The sequence below is a fragment of the Nonomuraea sp. NPDC059007 genome (genome assembly GCF_042740555.1).
In the GTDB taxonomy this organism is placed as follows: Bacteria; Actinomycetota; Actinomycetes; order Streptosporangiales; family Streptosporangiaceae; genus Nonomuraea.
Window position 1 is genome coordinate 192,502 of record NZ_JBHYJD010000011.1, and the last position, 23,047, is coordinate 215,548.

Genomic DNA, 23,047 nt, shown 5'->3' on the forward strand with positions numbered 1-23,047 from the left:
AACCCTAATACCTACCAGAAAAGTAGGCAAATATAAGATCGTCGGTGTGCTGTCCGCGGCCTTCGTGCTCGACCCTCAGGTCTTCCCCGACGTCTACGCACCCGTCCTGGACCGCATCCGCGCCCAGGCAAGCATCGTGTACGGCCCCGCCGCCCACCCCGGCCCCACCCAGGCCGACGTGCTCTGCACGAGCTGGGGCGGCCCCGTGCTCGACCGGGCCCTGCTGGAGTCGATGCCCCGCCTCAAGCTCGTCCTGTACGCCGCCGGATCGGTCCGCGGGATCGTCACCCCGGAGTTCTGGGACCGCGGCATCCCCCTCGTCTCCGCCTACACCGCCAACGCCGTACCCGTCGCCGACTTCACCTACGCGCAGATCGTCTACGCGCTGAAGGGCGGGTGGCGCTACGTCCTGAACGCCCGCGCCGCCAGAGCGCCGCTCCCCCGCACACCCCAGCCCGGCCTGTACGGCTCACGCGTCGGCCTCGTCTCGCTGGGCGCGATCGGCCGGCTGGTCGCGGACCGGCTACGGGCGCTGCCCTTGGAAGTGGTGGCCTACGACCCGTCCGCCGCCTACGAGGGTGTGCGGATGGCCGGGCTGGAAGAGGTGTTCGCCACAAGCGACGTGGTCAGCGTGCACACGCCGCTGCTGCCGCAGACGCGCGGGCTGGTCGGCCGGTCGCTGCTGGCCTCCATGAAGCCGGGCGCGACGCTGCTCAACACCGCCAGGGGCGCCGTGCTCGACGAGAGCGCGTTGCTGGAGGTGCTGGCCGGGCGGCCCGACCTGTTCGCCGTCCTGGACGTCACCGACCCCGAGCCGCCCGTCCCGGGATCGCCGCTGTTCACGCTGCCCAACGTGGTGGTGACCCCGCACATCGCGGGCAGCCTCGGGGCCGAGCGCGGCCTGCTGGGCGAGCTCGTGGCGGCCGAACTGGAACGCTTCGCCACCGGCCAGCCGCTCCAGCACACCCTGACCCGAGAAGCCGCAGCCCGCCTCGCCTAACCCACCGGGAAGGCGTGCCGAGAGGCTTTGAGGCGGCGCAAGAGAAGAGGCGGGCGGGCCGACGCACGAAGAGCCATGTCGCCGCGCGGGAAGCCGAGGCGGGCGAGGCAAGGGGCTTGAGGCGGCAGCACGGGGCTTGGGCGGTGGCGCAGGGCTTGGGCGGTGGCGCAGGGCTTGCGTGGTGGCGTGGGAAGCCGAGGCGGGCGGGCTGCGGGGGTTGGGGCGGTGGCGTGGGGGTTGAGGGGGTGGGGGAAGGGGCGCGCGAGGGGGCGGTGGGGCGCGCAGACTGGGGGGCATGGAGCTTCCGTGGTCGGAGTCGGGTGCCGGTGAGCCGCTGGTCGTGCTGCGGTGGTTCACGCCCGAGCACTCCGCCAAACCCGCCGCCGGTGAACGACCCGTCCTGACCGCTCTGGGCGAGCGCTTCCGGGTCCACGCCGTGAACCGCGCGCCCGGCATGCCCGAGGGCACCACCATGGCCGACATCGCCGGGCAGCACGCCGAGGCCATCGGTAAGCGGTTCGGCGGGGCGGTGGACGTGCTGGGCATGTCCTCGGGCGGCTCCCTGGCCCTGCAACTGGCCGCCGACCATCCGGAGGTGGTGCGCCGCGTGGTGGTGGCGGGGGCCGCGTACACGCTGCCGCCGCGCACGCGGCTGGCGCAGCGCCGCTACACCGAGGCCGTCGCGGTCGGTCGCCGCGGCGCCCACCACCTGGCTCCGCTGGCCGGAGCCAACCCGCTGACCAGGGCGTTCTTCACGGCGCTCATGTGGCTGGCCGATCCGGCGATCCGTCCTGCCGACCCGCGTGACATGCTGCGCTTCGCCCGTGCGGAGGACTCCTTCGACCTGCGCGACCGGCTGGCGGAGATCGAGGTTCCCGCCCTGGTCGTCGGCGGGGAGCGCGATCTGGCCTACACGCCGGAGCTGTTCCGCGAGACCGCGGACGGCCTGCCGTACGGGAAGCTTCTGGTGTATCCCGGAGCCAGTCACCTAGGGACGTTCCGCCACAAACGGTTCGCGGCCGACGTCGCCGGGTTTCTTCCCCCTTAAGCCCGCCGGAAGGGGACCGTAAGCGCGGCGGCGCACCGTGGGGCCATGCAGTACTCCATCGAACGCACGCTCGCCGCCTCCCCCGACCAGGTGTACGCCGCCTGGACCACGCCCGGGTGCTTCGCCCGCTGGTTCGGTCCCCGGATCTTCACCACCCCCGTCGACCGGGTCCTCCTCGACGCGCGCCCCGGCGGCGCGTGGGAGGTCACGCTGGTCGGCGAGCACGGGTTCGAGACCACGCTGGGCGGCCTCTACCACGAGGCCCACGCCCCCGCCCGGCTCGTCTTCACCTCGGGCGAGGCGGTCGTGACCGTGACGCTGGCGGGCGACGGAGACGGCACCGCGCTGCGCTTCCAGCACCGGGGCGACGGCCAGGAGCACGTCAGGGCGGCCTGGCTGGAGTCCCTGGACCGCCTCGGCGAGCACCTGTCCGGTACGCCGCGCACATGAACCGCGCGCCGCGCACATGAGCCGCGCGCCGCGTTCATGAGCCGCGCGCCAGCAACTGCACCACGCCCAGGAGCAGCAGCGTCGCGACGGTGATCCCGAGCACCACGGCGCCGGTCGGGCGGTCCCAGAAGACGAAGACCAGAGCGGCCAGCGCCACCAGCCCGCCGCGCACCGGTGTGGCGTTGCGGGCCAGCCAGGCGCCGAAGCGGCCGGTGTCCAGCCGGGAACCGGCCACGCCGATGACCCGCTTCAGCGCGGAGCGGGTCCTGACGGCGGTCGCGGACGGGCCGGTGAAGAACGCCGCGGCGGCGATCACCAGGCCCAGGACCAGCACCGTGCGCAGCCCGCCCCTGAGGAAGCGGGCCAGCGTGTCGAACAGGTCCGCGGCCGCCGCCTGGTCCAGCCCGTGCCGGGCGACCGAGCCGAGGTAGGCGGCGCGCCCGGCGGCCAGGGCGGCGGCCAGCGCCAGCATGCCGGCCATCAGCCCGATCCCCACCCCGGCCAGGGCGCGGCGGCGGCTGTTCGCGACGTAGACGCCGAGGGCGAGCAGGATCAGCGCCAGCACCGGCAGTGCCCACTTGAGGGTCATCAGCCAGCCGTACCAGCGCTGCCAGGTGACCAGGTCGGCCGAGTCGAACAGCTCGATCGTGGGGTGCAGTTCGGGGATGGAGGCGGCCAGGCCGAGCCCGGAGGCGACCAGCTTCTGCTTGACCCGGTCGATGATCGGGCCGAGGTCGAGGCTGACGGCGCCGCCGTTCACCTTGAGCAGTTGGCTGCCCTCGCCGGACAGCACCGCGACGAACTGCTTGTGCGCGACCTGGTTGGCCCGCACCCACACGGTCTGGAAGGTGTCGCTCGCGATGACCTGCCCGACCTTGTCGCGTACGAAGCCCTCGACGCCGTCGGCCATCGGCCCGGACAGCCCCTTGAGCTTGTCCCCGACACGCGGCGGCAGCCTGCCGGCGATCTGGCCCACGACCGCCTGGACGTCGAGCGCCTGCATGACCGCGCCGGTGACCCGGTTGGCGGCGGCGTTCTGGATGGCGGGGTCACCGGCCAGCGGCGTCACGTTCTCGACGTACCGGTCGGTGTCGGAGACCTCGTTGGCGGCCCAGAACCCGGCCCCGGCCAGCGGGACGAGCACGCAGCCGAGCGTGATCAGCGCCGCGGAGACGACCGCGCGCCACCTTCCCCCGCCGGTACGGCCCCGCAGCTCGGCGACCTCGGCCCGCAGCCGAGCCAGCTCCGCCCGCACCTCGGCGTCCAGCGGCTCCTCGGACATCGCCACCCCCTCGTTCAGAGAGGAATGCCCGTTCGGCGGCCATCGGGCGGCAAATTCTCGGCCCGCATAGGGCAAGGCCCTGTCGCGCCCCCTCCCACGGGGGCACCTCCAGATGATGAACGCGTATTACACGGAACCCGCCGGCCGCTCCGGCTGGCTCGGATTCGCCGGAATGCTGGGCGTCATCCTCGGCTTCTTCCACGTGATGCAGGGGATCATCGCCTTCTTCCGCCAGGAGTACTACCTGACCTCCGGCGGGCAGCTCCTGGTCCTCGACTACACCACCTGGGGCTGGATCTGGCTGATCCTCGGCCTGGTCCAGGTGGCGGTGGCGCTCGGGATCCTGGCCGGGCAGATCTGGGCCAGGTGGCTGGGCGCCATCTTCGCCGCGCTGGCCATGATCGGCCAGTTCGCCTTTCTCAGCGCGTACCCGATCTACTCGGTGATCAGCATCGCGCTCTGCGTGCTGGTGATCTACGGGCTGATCGCCGCGCCGAGGCAGGCGACGGGCTGAGCGCCGGAGGCGGGCCCCCGGCGCCCGGCGTCAGGCCTTCACCTCGCGCAGCCGGCCGGTCTCCACCTCGTAGACGAAGCCGCGTACCTCATCGCGGTGCGGGATGAAGGGGTCGGCCTTCACGCGCGACACCGACTGGACGACGTCGCCCTCCAGGTCGGAGAACGCCTCCGCGGACCAGTCCGGTTTGATGCCGGTCTCGGCCCTGATGGCCTCCTTGAACGCGTCGTCGGTGAAGGTCAGCATGCCGCAGTCGGTGTGGTGGATGAGGATGATCTCAGTGGTGCCGAGCAACCGCTGGCTGATGGCGAGGCTGCGCCGTTCGTCCGCGGTGATGACGCCACCGGCGTTGCGGATGACGTGCGCGTCGCCCTCCCGCAGGCCGAGCAGGCCGTAGACGTTGAGCCGCGCGTCCATGCAGGCGACGACGGCGACGCCCTTCGCGGGCGGGAGCGGCAGCCTGCCCTTGTCGAACGCGGCGGCGTACCGGTCGGCGTTGGCGAGCAGTTCGTCGGTGACGCTCATCGCACTACCTCCCAGGGGTCGGGCTTCTCAAATTACCCTCATTACCTACACAATCAATAGGGCTTGTTCACCTTGAGCGGCGGGATCTTCGCCAGGCACGAGGTGTCCCCGAGCCGCTCGTCCCGGATGAACCCGCTGACCAGGCCCACGGCGCACCCCGAGGCGTCCATCTCGGCGACGTGCCCGGTGTTCGGCACCGACAGGAACCGCGCCCTGGGGAACTGGGCCGCGCTCAGCCGGCTGTTCTCCGCCGCCGTGTTGTTGTCCAGGTCGCCGGAGAGCACCAGCGTGGGCACGTCGGGCAGCTTGCCACTCAGCGCGTACGGCCGGGCCGTACCCTCCTTCGGCCACCCGATGCACACCTCACCGCCGTCGGGGATGCTGAACGCGTAGCCCTCGCGGCTGAAGGCGCCGAACCCGTGGGGGTCGGCCCGCTTCAGCGCCCGCTCGAACTGCCGCCACCGCTGCCGGACCGGCGCGTCCACCGACCACGGGCGCGTGTAGTCGTTGCAGACCACCGCGATGGTCAGCCCCATGTCCGAGATCTCCTGGTTGGCGATCTCCTGGAAGAGCGTGGTCATCGCGGTGACCAGCGGGCCGGTGTCACCCCTGGCCGCCCGGTGGAGCTGCGCGGGCATCGCGCCGATCAGCGAGACCTCGTCGGGGGAGCCGCCCAGGCCGCCGCTGGCGGCGAACGTGAGGATCTGGGCCAGCACGCTCTCGGTCAGCTTCACCGTCTGAGGCCGTCCCCCGACCGTGATCGTGAGGTCGACCGGCCCGACCCGCAGCATCGCGGCCACCTTGCGCAGATCGCGTACGGCCGCGCCGCCGTCGCAGGCGCCGCTGCGCTCGCAGATCCGGCGCAGGCTGAGCGAGATCGCCCTGGCGCTGGGGGCGCCGAAGGGGTCGAAGGTGACCGGGTAGGCGCCCGACAGGACGATCGAGCGCACGGTGCCCGGGTGGCGTTCGGCGTAGATCGGCATCAGGTAGGTGCCGTAGGAGATGCCGTACAGGACGACCTTGCCGAGGCCGAGCTTGCGCCGGACCGCGTCGAAGTCGTCGGCCGTGGCGGCGGAGGTGTATCCGGCGGCACGCGGACCGAGCGTGGCGCCGCACCTGTCCACGATGCGCCGCTGCTCGGCCCGGTCGGCCCACAGGAAGCCGTCGGTGCCGCAGACGAGCGCGCCGGAGTAGCCGGTGCCGCGCGGGTCGATCAGCAGGAGGTCGTGGTCGGCGCTCAGGGAGCCGAGCAGCGAGGAGTACCAGCCGGCCAGGACGACGGGCGCGCCGCCCGGCCCGCCCGGGTTGACCATGACGGTGTTCTTGGCGGGGGCGGCCTCGTTCTCGCGGCGCACCAGCGCGTAGGCCACCTCGACGGTGCCCAGCTCCGGTTTGCCGGCGACCAGCGGGCGCTGCTCGGTGCCGCACTCCACCCGCCGGCCCGGCACCGGAGGACACCAGGGCGGCGCGCCGGGCTCGGGGGTGTGCGGGGCCTTGGACGCGGTGTCCAGGCCGGACGGCAAGGGGAAGGGCACCGGCGCGAACGGGTGCGGCCGGGCCTGCTGCGTACTCGGTACAGGGGGCGGCGGTGTGGGGACGATCGGCGACAACCCCACGGCCGCCGCTAAAACCACGGAAATCAACGACATACGGCAAGCCTGGTGGAGCGGCGATCAACCCACCACCGCCGTAAGACCCATCCCCCTAGCGCGGCCGCCTCCTCCTCAGGTGCCGGTACCGCGGCGCGACATCCTCCCTGAGAGCCGTCACGCGTGCCCGCTCACAGCGTGCGGCCGGTAGGGCGCCTCCAGCGCGGCGACCTCGTCCGCGCTCAGCGAGACGTCGACCGCGGCGATCGCGTCCTCCAGCTGGGCGAGCTTGGTCGTGCCGACGATGGGCGCGGTGACGCCCGGCCGGCCGAGCAGCCACGCGAGCGCGACCCTGGCCGGGGGCAGGCCCTTCGCCCCGGCCACCGACCTGACCACGTCGACCACGGCCAGGTCGCCGTCGTCGTACAGCTCGCCGGCGTAGGCGTCGCTGCCCGAGCGGACCGTCTCGCCGGAGCGGGCCAGCAGGCCGCGCGCCAGCGGGCTCCACGGGATGACGCCCACGCCCTGGTCGAGGCAGAGAGGCAGCATCTCGCGCTCCTCCTCGCGGTAGACGAGGTTGTAGTGGTTCTGCATGGAGACGAACCTCGTCCAGCCGTTGCGCTCGGCGACGTGCTGGGCCTTGGCGAACTGCCAGGCGTACATGCTGGAGGCGCCGAGGTAGCGGGCTCTGCCCGACCTGACCACGTCGTGCAGCGCCTCCATCGTCTCCTCGATGGGCGTGTCGGGGTCCCAGCGGTGGATCTGGTAGAGGTCCACGTGGTCCACGCCGAGCCGGTCGAGTGAGGCGTCGATCGCGGCGAGCACGTGCTTGCGCGACAGCCCGCGGTCGTTGGCTCCCTGGCCCATGGGGAAGTAGACCTTGGTGGCCAGCACGTAGTCGTCGCGCTTGGCGAAGGTCTTCCTCAGCAGCGTGCCGGTGATCTCCTCGCTGGCGCCGGCCGAGTACATGTCGGCGGTGTCGAAGAAGGTGATCCCCGCCTCGGCCGCGCGCCGGACGATCGGCTCCGCCGCGTCCTCGCCGAGCTGCCAGGCCCGCGAGTGGCCGAAGCTCATCATGCCCAGGCACACACGCGAGACCTTCAGTCCCGATGACCCCAGCCGGGTGTACTCCATGCCAACCCCTCCACGCTCGATCAGGCCATTCACGTTACCCGGCGATCGCCTCGCGCTCCCGGTCGATGATCTGCTGGAGCTCGCGCAGGTCGTAGTTGCAGAGCACGGCGGCCGTCCACTCGGTGTCGAGGTAGATGCTCCAGCTGGTCGAGCCGCCGGCGATGCCGCCGCCGTGCGTGATGATGCGCTGGTTGTTGAAGATGGCGGCGATCGCGCCGTAGGCGTGGAAGCCCTCCCCGCGGCGCGGGTCGGGCGCTCCCATGGACGGCCCGGAGATCTTCGGGCTCAGCCACATCTCGGTGTAGGCGCGGTTGAGCAGCTTGTGGTTCTTCAGCGCCCAGGCGAAGCGCAGCAGGTCGGAGGCCGAGGCGAAGGCGTTGCCGCCACCGGCTCCGATGAAGCCGCGCGCCGAGTTCGTCCCCCTGACGCCGAGGGTGCCGCCCTTGTCGAGGTTGCGGACGCCGTCGATGCGGGAGCCGTCCTCCTGCAGCATGTACGGGTGCGCGATGCGCTCGTCGGTCAGCCATTGGGGCGTGGTGTAGTACGCCGAGCGCCGCATGCCCGCGGGCCGGAAGACGTGCTCGCGCATGTACTCGTGGAACGGCATGCCGGAGACCGCGGCCACGATCTCGCCGAGGACGTTGTAGCCGGTGCTCGCGTACTCCTTCTTGGTGCCGGGGACGAAGCGCAGCTTCTGCTCGCGTGCCTGCTTGGCGAGCTCGGCCTCGGCCTCGGCGATGCTGTTGAGGATCTTGTCGCCGCCGGGGCTGTTGGTCGGGTCGGTCATGCCGCCGGTGTGGGTGAGCATCTGGTGCACGGTGACGGCTCCGACGTCGGCGGGGAAGCCGTCCAGGTAGGTGCTGAGCTTCTCGTGGAACCTCAGCCTGCCCTGCTGGGCCAGCTGGACGATCGCCAGGCCGGTGAACGGCTTGGACGCCGACGCGAGGGCGTAGATCGTGTCGGGGCCGTTGGGGATCTTCCTTTCCTTGTCCGCCATGCCGTACGCGCGGGACAGCACCACGCGGCCGCGGTGGGCCACCAGCACGGTCCCCGAGAACCGGTCCTGGTCAGCCAGGTCCCGGATGTGGTCGTCGAAGGCCTCCAGCGAGCGGCCGGTGGCGACCGGTTCCCGGCCGGTGCTCGCCATCAGCGGCGCAGCGCCCAGCAGGCCCAGGACGGAGCGCCGCGAAGGGTCGTCGGTCAAGGCAGTTCTCCTTGTTCGTCACGGATGGGTGCCGCCGATACCACTGGAGCGCCTGCTAACTCCACGTAAGAGCGCCCCGCCGGTCGAGGTCCGGCGGGGCGCTCCGATCGGGGGTTCAGGCGGCCACCTGCTCGGCCAGCGCCACCGGCCGCTCGGCGCGCCCGGCGCGGGCGCGCAGGACCGCCACCGTCAGGACGGCCAGGCCCAGGAAGAGCGCCGCGCCCACCCCGGCCACCGCGTGCAGCCCCGAGGTGTACGCCGCGCGGGCGGCGGCCAGCAGCGCCGGGTCGCCCAGCGTCTCGGCCACGGCCCCGGCCAGCGTGTCCGCCTTCACCTCGGCGGGAAGGCCGGCGCGGAAGACGGCGGCGGCCAGGCTGCCCAGCGCCGCGACGCCCACAGCGACACCGAACTCGCCGCTGGTCTCGGAGATCGAGGCGGCGGACCCGGCCTTCTCCGGCGGGGCGGCGGCCATCATGATGCCGTTGCCCAGGCCCATCGGCAGCGCGATGCCCGCCTGGGCCAGCACCAGCCCGGCGACCAGGACCGGAACGCCGCTCGTCGCGTCGGCGACGGTCATCAGCGCCATGCCGGCCGCGCCGAGCGCCAGGCCACCGGCCATCACGTACGCCGGCTGGACGCGCCGGGCCAGCATGGGCCCCGCGGACAGAGCGACGATCATGACCAGGCTCGGCGGGATCATCCACAGCCCGGCGGCCAGCGGGGACAGGCCGGCGACCGACTGCAGGAACGTGGTGACGGTCAGCGTGACCCCGGCCATGACGACGCCGCCGAGCATCAGGATGGTCAGGGAGGCGGCGAAGGCGCGGTTGCCGAACAGGCGCAGGTCGAGCAGCGGGTCGGCCAGGCGGCGCTGGCGGCGGACGAACAGCGCGCCCATGGCCAGGCCAGCGGCGACGGCCACGAGGGCCGGCGGCTGCCAGCCGTTCCTGGTGATCTCCTTCAGGCCGTAGATGGCGGGCAGGATCGCGCCCAGCGACAGGGCGACGCTGGCCAGGTCGAGGCGGCCGGCCGTGGCGTCGCGGTACTCGGGCAGCAGCAGCGGACCGGCGATCAGCACGACGGCCATGAACGGCACGCCCAGCAGAAAGGCCGAGCCCCACCAGAAGTGCTGCAGCAGCAGCCCGCCCACGAGCGGCCCCGCGGCCATGCCCACCATGAAGCAGCTGAACCAGACCCCGATCGCGGCGCCCATCTGCTTGGGGTCGCGGAAGATGTTGCGGATCAGGGCCATCGAGGAGGGCATCAGCGTGGCTCCCGCGATCCCCAGCAGGGCCCGGGTCACGACCAGCATCTCGGCGCTGGAGGAGAACGCCGCCGCGACGGACACCAGGCCGAAGGCGGCCGAGCCGATGAGCAGCAGCTTGCGGCGGCCGACGCGGTCGCCGAGCGTGCCCATGGTCACCAGGAAGCCGGCCAGCATGAAGGAGTAGATGTCCATGATCCACAGCTGCTGCGGGGCGCTGGCGCCCAGCTCGGAGCTGAGGTGCGGCAGCGCGAGGTACAGGACGCTGACGTCGATGGAGAGCAGCAGGGCGATCGAGCTGAGGACGCCGAGTGCGATCCAGTCGCGCTTGCCGGCGGTTGAGGTCGTGTTCATGGCTCCACAGTGGCCGGACCCGCTTCTGGTCTCCTTTCCAGCGCCTTAAGGTGCTTCGTATGCGTTTTGGAGTGCTGGGACCGCTGACCGTCTGGACGGACGCCGGAGAGGTCGTCTCGATTCCGGGGTTGAAGGTGCGTGCCCTGCTCGCGGACCTGCTGGCCCACGACGGCCGGGTGGTGTCCACGGACCGGCTCGTGGACGACCTGTGGGGCGACGACGCGCCGGCCAACCCCGCCGCCGCGCTGCAGGTGCGGGTCTCCCAGTTGCGCAAGGCGCTGGAGGACGCCGAACCCGGCGGCAAGAACCTGATCGTCTCGCGGGCGCCCGGCTACCAGTTGCGGGTCTCGCCGGAGGCCGTGGACGCGCTGCGCTTCGCCGCGCTGGCCGGAGAAGGACGGCTGGCCGAGGCGCTGGAGCTGTGGCGCGGCTCGCCGTACGCCGACTTCTCCGACATGGAGTTCACGCGCGCGCCGATCACGAAGCTGGAGGAACAGCGGCTGACCGCCGTGGAAGAGCTCGCGGAGGTACGGCTGGCCGCCGGCGAGCCGGTCGACGTGGCCGAACTGGTGGCCGAGCACCCGCTGCGCGAGCGGCTGCGTGCCGTTCACATGACCGCCCTGTACCGGGCGGGACGGCAGAGCGACGCGCTGGCCACCTACGGCGAGCTGCGCGAACGCCTGGCCGACGAGCTGGGCCTCGACCCGTCCCCCGAGCTGGCCGACCTGCAGGCGCGCATCCTGCGCCAGGACCCGGGCCTCAGCGGCCAGGAGCGGCGCCCGGTCACCAACCTGCCCGCCACCGTCGACGACCTCATCGGCCGCGACCGGGCCGTGGCCGAGGTACGCGAGCTGCTCGGCACGAGCCGCCTGGTCACGCTCACCGGCTCCGGCGGCGTCGGCAAGACCCGCCTGTCCATCGCCACGGCCGCCCAGCTGACCGGCGCGTACCCGGACGGCGCGTGGCTGGTGGAGCTGGCCGCCCACGACCGCGACACCGCCTCGCTGGCCGACGCCGTGCTGGCCGCGCTGGACATCCGCGACAGCGCCGGGCCGGGCGACGCGCTCGACCGGCTGGCCGACACGTTGCGCGCGCGGCGCATGCTGCTCGTCCTGGACAACTGCGAACACGTCATCGACCAGGCGGCGAAGCTGGCCGAGTCGCTGCTGCGGGCCGCGCCGGGGTTGCGGATCCTGGCGACCAGCCGGGAGCCGCTGAGCGTGGCCGGCGAGACGCTGTGGAGCGTGCCGCCGCTGGGCCTGCCCGAGGAGGAAGGGCTCGACGCGGTGGCGGCCTCCGACGCGGTACGCCTGTTCATGGCCAGGGCCACGGCGTCGGCGCGCGGGTTCGTGCTCGACGAGTCCACGGCGGCGGCCGTCGCGCAGCTGTGCCGGCGCCTCGACGGGCTGCCGCTGGCGCTGGAGCTGGCGGCCACCCGGGTGCGTTCGCTCGGCATCCACGAACTGGTGTCGCGGCTGGACGACCGGTTCCGGGTGCTGTCCGGGTGGCAGCGCGGGGTCTCCGACCGGCAGCAGACGCTCATGGGAATGATCGACTGGAGCTGGACCCTGCTCACCGACGACGAGCGGGTGGTGCTGCGGCGGCTGGCCGTACACGCGGACGGGTGCACGCTGGAGGCGGCCGAGGTCCTGTGCGGCGACGGCGGGCTCGACGTGATGGAGCTGCTCGCGCGGCTGGTCGACCGGTCGCTGGTGACCGTGGTGGAGGGGCCGTCCGGGGTGCGGTACCGGCTGCTGGAGTCGGTCGCGGCCTACTGCCGCCGCCGTCTGGACGACGCCGGGGAGACCGATCGGGTACGGCGGGCGTACGTGGCCTACTACACCTCGCTCGCCGAGCGGGCGGAGGGGCACCTGCGCGGCGCCGAGCAGGTGCGCTGGATGCGCGATCTGGACTCCGAGGCCGCGAACCTGCGCAGCGCCCTCGACTCCGCGCCGGCCCCTGAGGCGTTGCGGCTGGTGAACGCGCTCTCCTGGCACTGGTACCTGCGCGGCCGCCTGCACGAGGCCCTCCGCTCCCTCGACGTCGCGCTGAACGCCCCCGGCCTGCCGGACGGGGCCGAGGTGGAGAAGGCGCGGGCCTGGCGGGCCGGGTTCGCGTTGCTGCTGGGTGAGAACGTGGACTGGGAGGCGGCGCTGGAGATCGCCGACCCGGCCGTGCGGGCGCGGGCGGAGCTGTTCGTGCAGTACGGGGTGACCGACATGCCGACCGCGACCGCCGTGGTGGACCGGGCGCTGGCGGCCTGCCGCGAGCTCGGCGACCGGTGGGGCGTCGCGGTGGCGCTGAGCCGGCAGTCCCGCGACGCCTTCACCCTGCGCGAACTGGACAAGCTCGACCGGGTCGGCCACGAGAGCCGACGGCTGTTCACCGAGCTCGGTGACCGGTGGGGTGTCCTGCAGGCCAATGAGTGGCTGGGCGGTCTGGAGGAGATTCGCGGCGACTACGACGCGGCCGTCCGGATCTTCACCGACGACGCCGAAGTGGCCGAGGAGCTGGGCCTGTGGCCGGACAAGGTACGCCGCCTGTCGTGGCTGGGCTGGATCGCCACCTACCTGCGCGACTACGACCGCGGGATCGAGACCTGCCTGGAGGCGCTCCGCCTGGCCGACGGCCAGGGCTACAAGGAGGGGACGATCTTCGCCAGGCTGGGCCTGTGCATCGCGGCCCGGCACTCGGGACGGCTGGAGCTGGCCGAGGAGCACATCGCCGTCCTGCTGCGTGGCGTGCCGCGCGGCCCGGACGTCGATCCCCAGTTGTTCATCCCGACCGTCCTGAACGAGCTCGGCCATGTCCGGCGCGAGCAGGGCAGGGAGCCGGAGGCCCGCGAGCTGTTCCGGGAGTCGCTGGTGGCCTCCAGGAAGATCGGCGACCCGCGGACGATCGCGGGCACGATGGAGGCGCTGGCCACGGTGGCCGAGCCGGAGGAGGCCGCCCGCCTGCTGGGCACGGCCGCCGCCAGCCGTACCGCCCACAGCACCCCGGCCTCCCCTGACGAGATCGACGACATCGCCCGCGCGACGGCGCGGGCCAAGGCCGCCCTGGGCGAGGCGGCCTTCGCCGCCGCCTACGCGAGCACCCTGTGAGTCAGGGGCGGAGACGTTCTTCGTGGGCGGTGCCGCGGAGGGTCAGGAGGGCGGCGGTGCTGATCAGGCAGGTGGCCATCACGTAGTAGGCGGGGATGTCGGCGTCGCCGGTGTTCTTGATGAGCTGGGTGATGATGAGGCCCGCCGAGCCGGAGAACACCGCGTTCGACAGCGAGTAGGCCAGGCCCAGGCCGGTGTAGCGGACGTTGGTGGGGAACATCTCGGCGAGCATCGCCGGCCCCGGCCCCGCCATCAGGCCGACCACGGCTCCGGCCACGAAGACGGCGGCGGCTTTCAGGGTCAGGGAGCCGCCGGGGTCCTGGAGGACGTTCAGGAGAGGCAGCGCCAGGACGACGATGAGGGCGGCGCCGGTGGTCATGACGACGCGTCGGCCGTAGCGGTCGCTGAGGATTCCGGCCGGGATGATGGCCAGCGCGAACCCCAGGTTGGCCACGACGGTGGCGATGAGCGCCTGCTGGAAGGTGGCGTTGAGGGTGGTCTGCAGGTAGGACGGCATGACGACGAGGAAGGTGTACCCGGCCGCCGACCAGCCCATGAGGCGGGCGATGCCGAGCAGGATGGCGCGCGCGGTCTCGCCCGCGGTGGGCTTCACGCTCGTCTCGCGGTTCGTGAACGACGGCGTCTCCTCCAGCCGCAGCCGCAACCACAGGGCCAGCCCGCCGAGCGGGACGGCGAGCAGGAAGGGGATGCGCCAGCCCCACGCCTTGAGGTCGGCCTCCGACAGCAGGGTGGCCATGACGGCCGCCGCCCCCGCCCCGCCGAGCAGCCCGAGCGCCACGGTGAACGACTGCCACGACCCGTACAGGCCGCGCTTGCGGTCGGGCGCGAACTCGGTCATCAGCGATACGGCCCCGCCGAACTCACCGCCCGCGGACAGCCCTTGCAGAATCCGGACGAGCGTCAGCAGCCAGGGAGCCGCGGCGCCGATCGTGTCGTAGGTGGGAAGAACGCCGATCAGCGCGGTCGCGGCCGACATGAGCAGGACGACGAGGATGAGCAGCGGGCGGCGGCCGATCCGGTCCCCCAGGCGGCCGAAGACGGCGGCGCCGAGTGGCCGGAAGAAGAACGCCAGGGCGAACGAGGCATAGGTCTTGACCAGGGCTTCGAGGTCGCTCGCCCCGGCGGGGGCGAAGAAGTTCGCCGCGATGATCGTGGCGAAGTACCCGTAGACCCCGAACTCATACCACTCGATGAAATTTCCGACTGATCCGGCCACGAGTGCCCGGCGGGACCGTGCCGTGGCCACGCCCGTCGTGCCGGTTCCATCCGCCATACCCGTCATGCGCGAAAAGCTTCACGCACTGCCCGCATCGTGTCAATAAGCTTCAGCCCAGCATGCGGAGCGGGGTGACAGCCTGCCGGTGCACGATCACGTCGAACCACTGGGTGATCGCGCCGCCGTCCATGTAGTAGTCGTAGGGGCGTTTGGGGTCGTAGTTGGCGATGCCCCGCATCTTCTTGGGCCGGTTGAGCTGAGGTGGCGTCTTGACCCGCAGGTCGACGGCGAACTGGGAGATCCCGGCGTCGCCGAACGGGCGGTCGGCCCAGGAGCGGGGCGGGCGGGGGATGCGGACCGGCTTGCCGCCGATCTTCAGGGTGCCGTGGTCGAAGGTGAAGCCGATGGACAGGTACCGCGGGCCGTACCAGCGGCGCAGGTGTGAACCCGCGCTGGCGAAGCGACGCTCGGGGGCGGGCGGCAGCGACAGGCGCAGGTCCGGGGCGTTGGCGGTGTGGGCGCTCGCGGCCCAGTAGGCGACCTTGTCGCCGGAGAAGCGCTGCCACCAGCGCAGGTTGCGCGAGGCCTGCTGGTCGCGGTAGCCGGTGTCGGCCCCGCGGTCCAGGTACTCGAAGAACGAGACGATCTGGCGGGCGTTGTGCAGGGCCAGCGCCTGCGCGCGGGAGTCCGGCAGCGCCTTGACCACGTCGTAGGCGGCGCGGGCGTGGGCGATGTACGGCTTCATGTCCCGGCCGCTCTCGAACAGCTCGCGCAGGTACTTGCCGACGTCGTCGGAGGGCGGGCGGATCTCCGCCAGATGCGCCCTGACCGACTCGAGCTTGGCGGGAGCGGCCTTCGCCACGTGCCGGATCACCGCGTCGTACGCGGCGGGGCGGGTGGCGTAGAACTCCACGCCGACGAAGCGCACCTTGTCGGCGTGCTTGGCGTTGTAGGCGCGCAGCCAGCGCAGCACGTCCCTGATCTCCTCGGCCTGCCACGTCGTGGTCATCTGCTTCACCACCGCGTCCAGGTCGCCCTTCCCGGTGACGACGTAGCGGTCGACGAGCTGCCCGGTGGTCCAGTCCTCCTCCCACGCGATCGTGCGGAACCCGCGCTTCTCCACCAGGTACCGCAGGAGCCGGTGCTTGAGCAGCGCCTCCTCGCGCGCCCCGTGCGTCGACTCGCCCAGCCCCACGACCTTGGCGTTCCCGACCATCCTGGCCAGCGGCGCGAGGTCGTCCAGCGGCGCCGCCGGGTCGATCGTGGCCAGCGGGACGGCGTGTTCCTTCACCCAGTCGACGACCGGTCCCGTGGTGAGCGAGAACGCGGTGGCGGCGGCGAGGGCGGCGTGCGTGATCATCTGGGATCTCCTTCGCGATCGGCTACGCCCCTACCGTCCTGCGGGACGCCGTCCGCCGCGTCCGCCGCGCAGCCCCCGCGCCGCTACCCCAGCCGGTGTAGCGCCGCGGGCCGGTCTCCTCCCGGGAGCGGAGACCTTAAGGCACGCTGAGGTACGCGCGCACGGTCGCCACCGTCCCCTCGGCCATGATCCGCTCCAGCGCCTCGGTCACCAGCTCACGGAACCCCGCGTGCTCCGGCAGATCCTCGCCGAACACCTCCCTGACCGCCAGGAGCCGCCCCGCCACCCGCGCCGCGTCACCGGTGACCCTGAGCCGTCCCGCCAGCGGGTCGTCCACGGCGGAAGCCGTACTCACGTGTGCCATCCACCCCGCCACGACCAGCGCGATCCACCGCGGCTCGCGCCCGGCGGCGAGCAGCTCGCGGGCCGGATCGAGCAGCCGCTGCGGCAGTTTCTGCGAGCCGTCCGCGGCGATCTGCGCGGTGCGGTGCCGCAGCTCGGGGTTGGCGAACCGCTCCAGCAGCGACGCCTTGTACGCGCCCAGGTCCACGCCGTCAAGCTCCCCCAGGGTCGGCGTCACCTCGTCCATGAGGCGCACGAGCGCCGGACGAAGCTCGCCGAGCGCCTGCGCGACGTGCTCGCGCGCGCTGAGGTAGGCGAGCGCGGAGTGGCTGCCGTTCAGCAGCCGCAACTTCATCACCTCGTACGGCCCCGCCCGCGCCACCAGCAACGCCCCCGCTTTCTCCCAAGCGGGCCGCCCGGCGGCGAAGTCGTCCTCGATCACCCACTGCAGGAACGGCTCGGCGACCACCGCGCCCCGATCCTCCAGCCCCAGCCGGGCCGCCGCCTCGGCCAGATCGGCGGGCGTGCTCGCGGGCACGATCCGGTCCACCATCGTGCAGGGGAAGCGGACCTGCTCGCCGATCCAGCCGAGCAGCCACGGCTCCGCCGCCGCCCTGACCAGGTTGGCCAGCCTGGCCCCGTTTGAGGGCAGGTTGTCGCAGCTCAGCACCGTGATCGGCCCCGCGTCCGCGGCGGCCCTGGCCCGCAGCCCACGCACCAGCCGGTCGACGGCGGGCCCCGCGCGGTATCCCTTCTCGGTGATCGTCACCGTGACCACCTGGGTGCCCGGCGCGGCCAGCCGGTCGGTGAGCAGGTCGTCGCCGGGCCGTAGCACCTCGGTGACCGCGCCGACGACGCGCAGGTCGCCGCCCGCGCGCACGCTGTAGAGGCCGTCCTGCGGGCCGAGCTGCTCGGCCACGGCGGGACCGCGCATGGTGGCGCCGCAGATCCCCCACCGGTCGTCACCGGTGGCCGCCATCGCCTCCTCGGTGAAGACGGCCTGGTGCGCGCGGGCGAAGGCGCCGATCCCGAGATGCACGATCCCCGTCGCGCCCGGCCGGAAAGCCCCCTCGTACGAGGTACGGCTGAGCCTCACCAATGGTGCATGCTCCCGTCAAGCAGCCGGTTGACCGGCAGGTAGGCCGGGTCGTACGGGTAGCGCGCGGCGAGCTTCTCGTCGATCTCCACCCCGAGCCCCGGCTCCTCACCCGGATGCAGGTAACCGTCGGCGAAGCGGTAGCCGTGCGGGAAGACCTCGTCGGTCAGCTCGGTGTGGCGCATGTACTCCTGGATGCCGAAGTTCGGCACCGCCAGGTCCACGTGCAGCGCGGCCGACATGCACACCGGCGACAGGTCGGTGGCGCCGTGCGAGCCGGTCCTGACGTGGTAGAGGGCGGCCAGGTCGAAGATGCGGCGCAGATGGGTGATGCCGCCCGCGTGCACGACCGTGGCCCGGATGTAGTCGATGAGCTGCTCGGTGATGAGCTGCTGACAGTCCCAGATCGAGTTGAACACCTCGCCCACCGCGATCGGCGTCGTGGTGTGCTGCCTGATGAGCCGGAAGCCCTCCTGCAACTCGGCCGGGACCGGGTCCTCGATCCAGAACGGCGCGTACTCCTCCAGGCTCGCGCCCAGCCTGGCCGCCTCGATCGGGGTCAGCCGGTGATGAACGTCGTGGAGCAGGTGAAGGTCGGGGCCGAAGCGCTCACGCGCCGCGGCGAACAGCTCCGGGACCATGCGCAGGTACCGCTCGCTCGACCAGGTCGCCTCCACCGGCCGTCTGGCGGCGGCGGGCTCGTAGAACATCTTGTCCTGGCTGACGCCGTAGGTGACGGGCAGGCCGGGGACGCCGCACTGCACGCGCACCGCCTTGTAGCCGAGCTCGGTGTAGCGGGCCACCTCGTCCAGGACTTCCGGGACGGTCTCGCCGTTGGCGTGGCCGTACACCGTGACGCCCTCGCGGGAACGGCCGCCGAGCAGCTGGTACACCGGGAGCCCGGCCACCTTGCCCTTGATGTCCCAGAGGGCGGTGTCGACGGCGGCGATCGCCGTCATCGTGACCGGGCCGCGCCGCCAGTAGGCGCCCCGGTAGAGGTAGTTCCAGGTGTCCTCGATGCGGGCGGGGTCGCGGCCGATGAGCAGCGGGGCCACGTGGTCGCGCAGGTAGGAGGCGACCGCCAGCTCGCGGCCGTTGAGCGTGGCGTCGCCGAGACCGGTCACCCCGTCGTCCGTGGTGATCTTCAGGGTGACGAAGTTGCGGCCCGGGCAGGTGACGATGACCCGCGCGTCGACGATCTTCATCCGTGTGCCTCCTGGTCGGCGAAGAGCGTACAGCGGGGGTGGGTGCGCAGGGCGGAGGCCGGGCAGGCGGTGGTGAGCGGGCCGTGCAGGGCGGCCTGGAGCGCGGCCTTCTTGCGCGCGCCCGGGACCGTGACCACCAGGCGGCGCGCCGCCAGCAGGGCGGGGACCGTCAGCGTGACCGCGCGGCGCGGCACCTCGCCCAGGGTGGCGAAGCAGCCGTCGCTCACCTGCTGCCTGCGGCACGGCTCGTCCAGTTCGACCACCTTCACGGTGAGCGGGTCGGCGAAGTCGGCGACGGGCGGATCGTTGAAGGCCAGGTGACCGTTGTCGCCGATGCCGAGGAAGGCCAGGTCGAGCGGGGCCCGCGCGAGCAGCGCGGCGTAGCGCTCCGCCGCGGCGGCCGGGTCGGCGCCCGGCACGATCTCGTGCACGGCCCCGGGCCCGACGGCTCCCCAGATCTCCTCCCGCAAAAAGGCCGCGAAGCGCTGGGGCGCGTCCGCCGGCAGATCCACATACTCATCCAGATGGAACGCCACCACCCGCGACCAGTCGATGCCAGGGGCGGCACGCAGTCCGGCGAGCATCTCCCGCTGTGACGGCGCCGCCGCGAAGGCCACCCGCGCCTCGTCCTGTGCCGCCAGGACCTCGCGCAAGGCCTCGGCGGCCGCCCGAGCCGCCGCCGCGCCGGTGGCCGCCCGGTCGGCATGGACGCTGACCCGCATCAGCCCTCCCCCAGTTCGACGATCTGCATGAGATTCCTGGCGATGTGATACGGATCTTTGACGGGCAGCGCCACCACCTCATCAAGCGGCCGCCCGTCCCGGTCACGGATCTGCACCCACTCCTCCCCGTCATCACGCCCGGGAAAGGTGTCCAGCGTGTAACCCCAGACCTCCCCGAACCACCTTTCCGCCGATTTATCGCCATATTTCACGGCGGCGAGGCGGGTGCTGTAGGCGGCCTCCGTATGCACCCACCACAACTTCGTCGTCCACGTCCTGAGAATCAGTTCCTCGTACGCCCCGCCGCCCCGCCGGCCCGTCACGTCGGTGTAGCGCAGCAGCCCGCCCCGCTCCACGTCCCAGCCGGTGGCGCAGAGCTTGGAGATGCTGTCCAGCACCTGCCCGTCCGCCCGGTGATCCCCGAGCAGTTCCCCGGCCTCCAGCACCATCCAGGCGCCTTCCAGGGCGTGGCCGGGGTTCCGATGCCTGGCCAGGACGGTGTCACGCTGCCCGGGATCACCGACCAGGACCTCGGCGAACAACCCGGTCTCCTCCCGATGCGCCATCACCCCCCGCAAGGCACCGGCCAACTCCCCCTTCAACCCCGCCGCCTCTCCCCCGGTGCGCTCGTGGGCGCGGACCTGGTCGAGGCGGGCGTTGAGCAGGATCATGCGGGCGCCGAAGCCCGAGTGGCCCGGTGGCAGTGGGTAGGGCGGGGTTGGTGGGTCGCCGTTGGTGATGTCGTCGGAGACTCTGGTGAGGATGGGGTCCACCACGTCCAGCCACTCGGGCGAGCCGGTCTGTCTTGACAGCTCGGACAGGCCCATGGCCACGAAGCAGTCGGCGTAGATGCTGCGTTCGGACGGTTTCTCGGTGCCCGTCTCGTCCAGGAGGTAGGCGCAGGTGCCGCCGGGCCGTACCGCGTGATCGACCAGGAAGCGGGCGCCGCGTTCGGCGTGGGACAGAAGTTCGGCGGGGTCCAGGGCGAGCAGGCCGCGCTCGGCGAGGCGGGCCGCGCGCGCCAGCAACCACACGAAGCGGCCCTGTGACCACGTGTACTTGTCGGTCGACAGCCGCGTCCTGCCGCGGTTGTCGAAGCAGGTGTAGTAGCCGCCGTTGACCTCGTCGATGCCGTTGGCCAGCCAGAACGGGAAGATGACGTCCTCGAGTTGCCGTCGTGCCGCGTGTTCCGGCCCCATGCTGCCCCTAGGGTCGTGAAATGAAAGCGATTGCATGGATTCTGTCTTCGCTAGAGTTACCCGTCAAGAAGGGAGCGTGAGGTGGGCCGCGCGACGATCTACTCCATCGCCGCCATGTGCGGGGTGTCGGCGGCGACCGTGTCCCGCGCGTTCAACCGGCCGGAGCTGGTCAGCCCCGTCGTGCGTGAACGGGTGCTGCGGGCCGCCCGCGAGCTCGACTACCAGCCCAGCTCGGCCGCGCGCGGGCTGGTCACGGGGCGGGCCGGGATGGTCGGGCTCCTCGTGCCCGACATCACCAACCCGTTCTTCCCACTGCTGGTACGGGCCGTGCAGCGCACCGCCGACCGGATCGGCAGCGCGCTCATGCTCATCGACGCCGAGGAGAGCGCGGCCACCGAGGTACGCCTGGTGAACCAGCTCCGCGGCAAGGTGGACGGGGTGATCGCCGCCTCGCCGCGCTCGCCCGCTGCCGCCCTGCGCGAGGCGGCGGGCGACCTGCCGATCGTGCTGGTGAACCGGACGTTGCGCGAGATGTCCTCGGTGGTGTGCGACAACACGGCCGCGCTGTTCGACGCCGGTGAGCACCTGTACGGGCTGGGCCATCGTTCGTTCGCGCTGCTCGCGGGGCCGAGCGCGTCGTGGGCGGCGGGGCGGCGCTCGCAGGCGGTACGCCGGTGGGCGCGCGGGCGGGGCGTGGACCTGGTGGAGCTGGGGCCGTTCCGCGCCACGTACAAGGGCGGGCGGCAGGCCGGTGCGGCCCTGATCGGCACCTCGGCCACGGCGGCGTTCGCCTTCGACGACCTGATGGCGTGCGGGGTGCTCGCCGAGCTGGCGGGGCGGGGGGTGTCGGTGCCCGGCGACCGCAGCGTGGTGGGCTGCGACGACGTCCTGCTCGCCCAGACGGTCACCCCCCGCCTGACCACGGTGTCGGCCCCCATGGACGACCTGGGCCAGACCGCCATGGAGGTCCTGACCAGACACATCGAGGCCCCCGACGCGCCCCCGGAATCCCGCCGCCTGCCCGGCGTCTTCACCCCCCGCGACTCCACCGGCCCCACCCCCTGAGCAGCACACCGGTCCCCACCGCCTGAGCAGGACACCAGTCCTCACCCGGACCGGGCCACGACCGCACTGCGGAAGCCCCGACAACAACCGGCACAAGGCACCCCGACACGCACCCAGTGCACGAAGCCCGCGGCGCGGGCGCAGCGTGGGACAGCACAGCACGCGGCGTGGGGCAGCGGCGCGGCGCGGGGCAGCGCCCCGCGGGCAGCACACGCGGCGCGGGACGGCGCGGACGGCGCTGCCGCAGCGGGCACTGCACAGCGCCGGCACAGCGCCGGCACAGCGCCGGCACAGCGCGGGCACAGCGCGGGCAGCGCGGGGCGGCGCGGCGCGGCGCGGCGCGGCACGCGGCGTGGGGCGAGCGGGGCGGCGTAGGGCGGCGCGGGGCAGCGCGGAGCGGGCGGCTGAGGTGGGTGGTGGCCAGGACGGGGTGAGGGTAGGCCAGCCGGGGGTGGTGGGTTGGTCGGGGTGGTGGTGTGGGTGAGGGTGGAGAGGGAGTGGGGGTTGACCTCGGGCGAGGGGGCGGCCTAGATTCCGTGCAATCGCTTTCATGCCCCGGCCGGAGGAGTCGAGCCCGTGACCGGACCCGCCGCGCTCATGCGCGCCTACTTCGAGACGATCACCGACCTGCTGGCCCGCATCGAGGCCGAGGAGGCCGGCAACATCCAGGCCGCCGCCGCGCTGGTCGCCGACCATGCCGCGCGGGATCGGCTGATCTATGTGTACGGGCCAGGCGGCCATTCGAACCTCGCGGCGCAGGAGGTCTTCTTCAGGGCGGGCGGCCTGGTCAACGTCTCGGCCGTCCTGGACGAGGGCACCCTGCTGTCCGGCGGCGCCCTGCGCTCGATGGCCATGGAACGCACCCCCGGCTACGGCAGGCTCGTGGTCGAGGACAACCGGATCGGCGCGGATGACCTGCTCATCCTGGTCAACGCCTACGGGATCAACGCGGCGCTCATCGACGCGGCCCTGACGGCCGGGGAGCGGGGCGCCACGGTCGTCGGGGTGTCGTCGCGGGTCCATGCCGACTCCACCGACCCGGACCACCCGGCCCGCCACCCGTCCGGGAAGAACCTGCACGACCTCGTGGGCGTGCACGTGGACACGAAGGTGCCGGTCGGCGACGCCGTACTGGAAATCGAGGGGATCGCCGAGCGGGTCGGCGCGATCTCCACGTTCGCCAACGCGTACGCGCTCAACTGCCTGATGGCCGCGGCGATCGCGCTGCTGGCGGAGCGGGGCGCGAAGCCCGACATCTGGCGCAGCGGCAACGCCCCCGGCGGTGACGCGGCGAACGCCGTGTTCCTGCACCGCTTCCGTGGGCGCGTGCGCTGGTTGTGATCCTCAACCCCCCAA

General features: G+C 72.4%; 19 protein-coding genes. 7 read left to right on the top strand and 12 right to left on the bottom strand.

What is annotated here, in order from left to right; all coding sequences use genetic code 11:
* The first annotated feature begins 46 nt into the window (after positions 1 to 46).
* The 3 genes from ACFWY5_RS20635 to ACFWY5_RS20645 all read left to right on the top strand — a co-directional run bounded on the left by ACFWY5_RS20635 (position 47) and on the right by ACFWY5_RS20645 (position 2,498).
* Positions 47 to 1,000, top strand: a complete 954-nt coding sequence (locus ACFWY5_RS20635; protein ID WP_379608969.1) for a hydroxyacid dehydrogenase — start codon at positions 47 to 49, stop codon at positions 998 to 1,000.
* Positions 1,001 to 1,295: 295 nt separating this feature from the next.
* Positions 1,296 to 2,048, top strand: a complete 753-nt coding sequence (locus ACFWY5_RS20640; protein ID WP_379633620.1) for an alpha/beta fold hydrolase — start codon at positions 1,296 to 1,298, stop codon at positions 2,046 to 2,048.
* Between the two features lie 45 nt (positions 2,049 to 2,093).
* The gene (locus tag ACFWY5_RS20645) at positions 2,094 to 2,498 is read left to right on the top strand and encodes an SRPBCC domain-containing protein (protein ID WP_379633622.1); all 405 of its coding nucleotides are present in this window, start codon (positions 2,094 to 2,096) and stop codon (positions 2,496 to 2,498) included.
* A gap of 34 nt (positions 2,499 to 2,532) precedes the next feature.
* Here the strand turns inward: ACFWY5_RS20645 and ACFWY5_RS20650 are convergent, their stop codons facing one another.
* Positions 2,533 to 3,780 (bottom strand): hypothetical protein, encoded by a 1,248-nt coding sequence (locus ACFWY5_RS20650; RefSeq protein ID WP_379608966.1) that lies wholly within the window; start codon positions 3,778 to 3,780, stop codon positions 2,533 to 2,535.
* Positions 3,781 to 3,892: 112 nt separating this feature from the next.
* Here ACFWY5_RS20650 and ACFWY5_RS20655 point away from each other — a divergent pair, with 112 nt between their 5' ends.
* Positions 3,893 to 4,294 carry a hypothetical protein gene (locus tag ACFWY5_RS20655; RefSeq protein WP_379608965.1) on the top strand — a complete coding sequence of 134 codons (402 nt, stop codon included), beginning with the start codon at positions 3,893 to 3,895 and terminating at the stop codon, positions 4,292 to 4,294.
* A gap of 30 nt (positions 4,295 to 4,324) precedes the next feature.
* On the opposite strand, the gene ACFWY5_RS20660 is transcribed toward ACFWY5_RS20655, so the two are convergent.
* The 5 genes from ACFWY5_RS20660 to ACFWY5_RS20680 all read right to left on the bottom strand — a co-directional run bounded on the left by ACFWY5_RS20660 (position 4,325) and on the right by ACFWY5_RS20680 (position 10,364).
* Positions 4,325 to 4,819 carry a beta-class carbonic anhydrase gene (locus ACFWY5_RS20660; RefSeq protein WP_379608964.1) on the bottom strand — a complete coding sequence of 165 codons (495 nt, stop codon included), beginning with the start codon at positions 4,817 to 4,819 and terminating at the stop codon, positions 4,325 to 4,327.
* Positions 4,820 to 4,872: 53 nt separating this feature from the next.
* The gene (locus ACFWY5_RS20665; protein WP_379608963.1) at positions 4,873 to 6,468 is read right to left on the bottom strand and encodes an alpha/beta fold hydrolase; all 1,596 of its coding nucleotides are present in this window, start codon (positions 6,466 to 6,468) and stop codon (positions 4,873 to 4,875) included.
* Positions 6,469 to 6,585: 117 nt separating this feature from the next.
* Positions 6,586 to 7,542 carry an aldo/keto reductase gene (locus ACFWY5_RS20670; RefSeq protein ID WP_379608962.1) on the bottom strand — a complete coding sequence of 319 codons (957 nt, stop codon included), beginning with the start codon at positions 7,540 to 7,542 and terminating at the stop codon, positions 6,586 to 6,588.
* 34 nt (positions 7,543 to 7,576) lie between these two features.
* Positions 7,577 to 8,746, bottom strand: coding sequence for a serine hydrolase domain-containing protein (locus ACFWY5_RS20675; RefSeq protein WP_379633624.1), 1,170 nt, complete (start codon positions 8,744 to 8,746; stop codon positions 7,577 to 7,579).
* 115 nt (positions 8,747 to 8,861) lie between these two features.
* Positions 8,862 to 10,364, bottom strand: coding sequence for an MFS transporter (locus tag ACFWY5_RS20680; protein WP_379633626.1), 1,503 nt, complete (start codon positions 10,362 to 10,364; stop codon positions 8,862 to 8,864).
* A gap of 59 nt (positions 10,365 to 10,423) precedes the next feature.
* Here ACFWY5_RS20680 and ACFWY5_RS20685 point away from each other — a divergent pair, with 59 nt between their 5' ends.
* Positions 10,424 to 13,465, top strand: a complete 3,042-nt coding sequence (locus ACFWY5_RS20685) for a BTAD domain-containing putative transcriptional regulator (protein WP_379633628.1) — start codon at positions 10,424 to 10,426, stop codon at positions 13,463 to 13,465.
* A gap of 1 nt (position 13,466) precedes the next feature.
* Here ACFWY5_RS20685 and ACFWY5_RS20690 read toward each other — a convergent pair whose 3' ends face one another.
* The 6 genes from ACFWY5_RS20690 to ACFWY5_RS20715 form a co-directional block, all read right to left on the bottom strand.
* Positions 13,467 to 14,768: an MFS transporter gene (locus ACFWY5_RS20690; RefSeq protein WP_379633630.1), complete on the bottom strand. Its 1,302-nt coding sequence runs from the start codon at positions 14,766 to 14,768 to the stop codon at positions 13,467 to 13,469.
* A 43-nt stretch (positions 14,769 to 14,811) separates the two neighbouring features.
* The gene (locus ACFWY5_RS20695; protein WP_379633632.1) at positions 14,812 to 16,062 is read right to left on the bottom strand and encodes an erythromycin esterase family protein; all 1,251 of its coding nucleotides are present in this window, start codon (positions 16,060 to 16,062) and stop codon (positions 14,812 to 14,814) included.
* A 136-nt stretch (positions 16,063 to 16,198) separates the two neighbouring features.
* Positions 16,199 to 17,500: a mannitol dehydrogenase family protein gene (locus ACFWY5_RS20700; RefSeq protein WP_379633634.1), complete on the bottom strand. Its 1,302-nt coding sequence runs from the start codon at positions 17,498 to 17,500 to the stop codon at positions 16,199 to 16,201.
* Positions 17,497 to 18,705: a D-mannonate dehydratase ManD gene (manD, locus tag ACFWY5_RS20705; RefSeq protein ID WP_379633636.1), complete on the bottom strand. Its 1,209-nt coding sequence runs from the start codon at positions 18,703 to 18,705 to the stop codon at positions 17,497 to 17,499. The genes ACFWY5_RS20700 and manD overlap by 4 nt, the downstream gene beginning before the upstream one ends.
* Positions 18,702 to 19,427 carry a 6-phosphogluconolactonase gene (locus ACFWY5_RS20710; RefSeq protein ID WP_379633638.1) on the bottom strand — a complete coding sequence of 242 codons (726 nt, stop codon included), beginning with the start codon at positions 19,425 to 19,427 and terminating at the stop codon, positions 18,702 to 18,704. Before ACFWY5_RS20710 ends, manD begins: the two co-directional genes overlap by 4 nt.
* Positions 19,427 to 20,626, bottom strand: a complete 1,200-nt coding sequence (locus ACFWY5_RS20715) for an AGE family epimerase/isomerase (protein ID WP_379633639.1) — start codon at positions 20,624 to 20,626, stop codon at positions 19,427 to 19,429. The genes ACFWY5_RS20710 and ACFWY5_RS20715 overlap by 1 nt, the downstream gene beginning before the upstream one ends.
* Positions 20,627 to 20,707: 81 nt before the next feature.
* Here ACFWY5_RS20715 and ACFWY5_RS20720 point away from each other — a divergent pair, with 81 nt between their 5' ends.
* Together ACFWY5_RS20720 and ACFWY5_RS20725 are read left to right on the top strand one after the other, a co-directional pair.
* Entirely contained in the window at positions 20,708 to 21,691 is a 984-nt protein-coding gene (locus tag ACFWY5_RS20720) for a LacI family DNA-binding transcriptional regulator (RefSeq protein WP_379608951.1), read from the top strand.
* A 576-nt stretch (positions 21,692 to 22,267) separates the two neighbouring features.
* Positions 22,268 to 23,032 (top strand): sugar isomerase domain-containing protein, encoded by a 765-nt coding sequence (locus ACFWY5_RS20725; protein WP_379633641.1) that lies wholly within the window; start codon positions 22,268 to 22,270, stop codon positions 23,030 to 23,032.
* The last annotated feature ends 15 nt before the right edge of the window (positions 23,033 to 23,047 follow it).

Bases quoted from the DNA above. Each gene is read 5' to 3' on its own strand.
- ACFWY5_RS20640 (WP_379633620.1), top strand. From the start codon at position 1,296: ATGGAGCTTCCGTGGTCGGAGTCGGGTGCCGGTGAGCCGCTGGTCGTG.
- ACFWY5_RS20645 (WP_379633622.1), top strand. From the start codon at position 2,094: ATGCAGTACTCCATCGAACGCACGCTCGCCGCCTCCCCCGACCAGGTG.
- ACFWY5_RS20650 (WP_379608966.1), bottom strand. From the start codon at position 3,780: ATGTCCGAGGAGCCGCTGGACGCCGAGGTGCGGGCGGAGCTGGCTCGG.
- ACFWY5_RS20655 (WP_379608965.1), top strand. From the start codon at position 3,893: ATGATGAACGCGTATTACACGGAACCCGCCGGCCGCTCCGGCTGGCTC.
- ACFWY5_RS20660 (WP_379608964.1), bottom strand. From the start codon at position 4,819: ATGAGCGTCACCGACGAACTGCTCGCCAACGCCGACCGGTACGCCGCC.
- ACFWY5_RS20665 (WP_379608963.1), bottom strand. From the start codon at position 6,468: ATGTCGTTGATTTCCGTGGTTTTAGCGGCGGCCGTGGGGTTGTCGCCG.
- ACFWY5_RS20670 (WP_379608962.1), bottom strand. From the start codon at position 7,542: ATGGAGTACACCCGGCTGGGGTCATCGGGACTGAAGGTCTCGCGTGTG.
- ACFWY5_RS20680 (WP_379633626.1), bottom strand. From the start codon at position 10,364: ATGAACACGACCTCAACCGCCGGCAAGCGCGACTGGATCGCACTCGGC.
- ACFWY5_RS20685 (WP_379633628.1), top strand. From the start codon at position 10,424: ATGCGTTTTGGAGTGCTGGGACCGCTGACCGTCTGGACGGACGCCGGA.
- ACFWY5_RS20690 (WP_379633630.1), bottom strand. From the start codon at position 14,768: ATGACGGGTATGGCGGATGGAACCGGCACGACGGGCGTGGCCACGGCA.
- ACFWY5_RS20695 (WP_379633632.1), bottom strand. From the start codon at position 16,062: ATGATCACGCACGCCGCCCTCGCCGCCGCCACCGCGTTCTCGCTCACC.
- manD (WP_379633636.1), bottom strand. From the start codon at position 18,705: ATGAAGATCGTCGACGCGCGGGTCATCGTCACCTGCCCGGGCCGCAAC.
- ACFWY5_RS20710 (WP_379633638.1), bottom strand. From the start codon at position 19,427: ATGCGGGTCAGCGTCCATGCCGACCGGGCGGCCACCGGCGCGGCGGCG.
- ACFWY5_RS20715 (WP_379633639.1), bottom strand. From the start codon at position 20,626: ATGGGGCCGGAACACGCGGCACGACGGCAACTCGAGGACGTCATCTTC.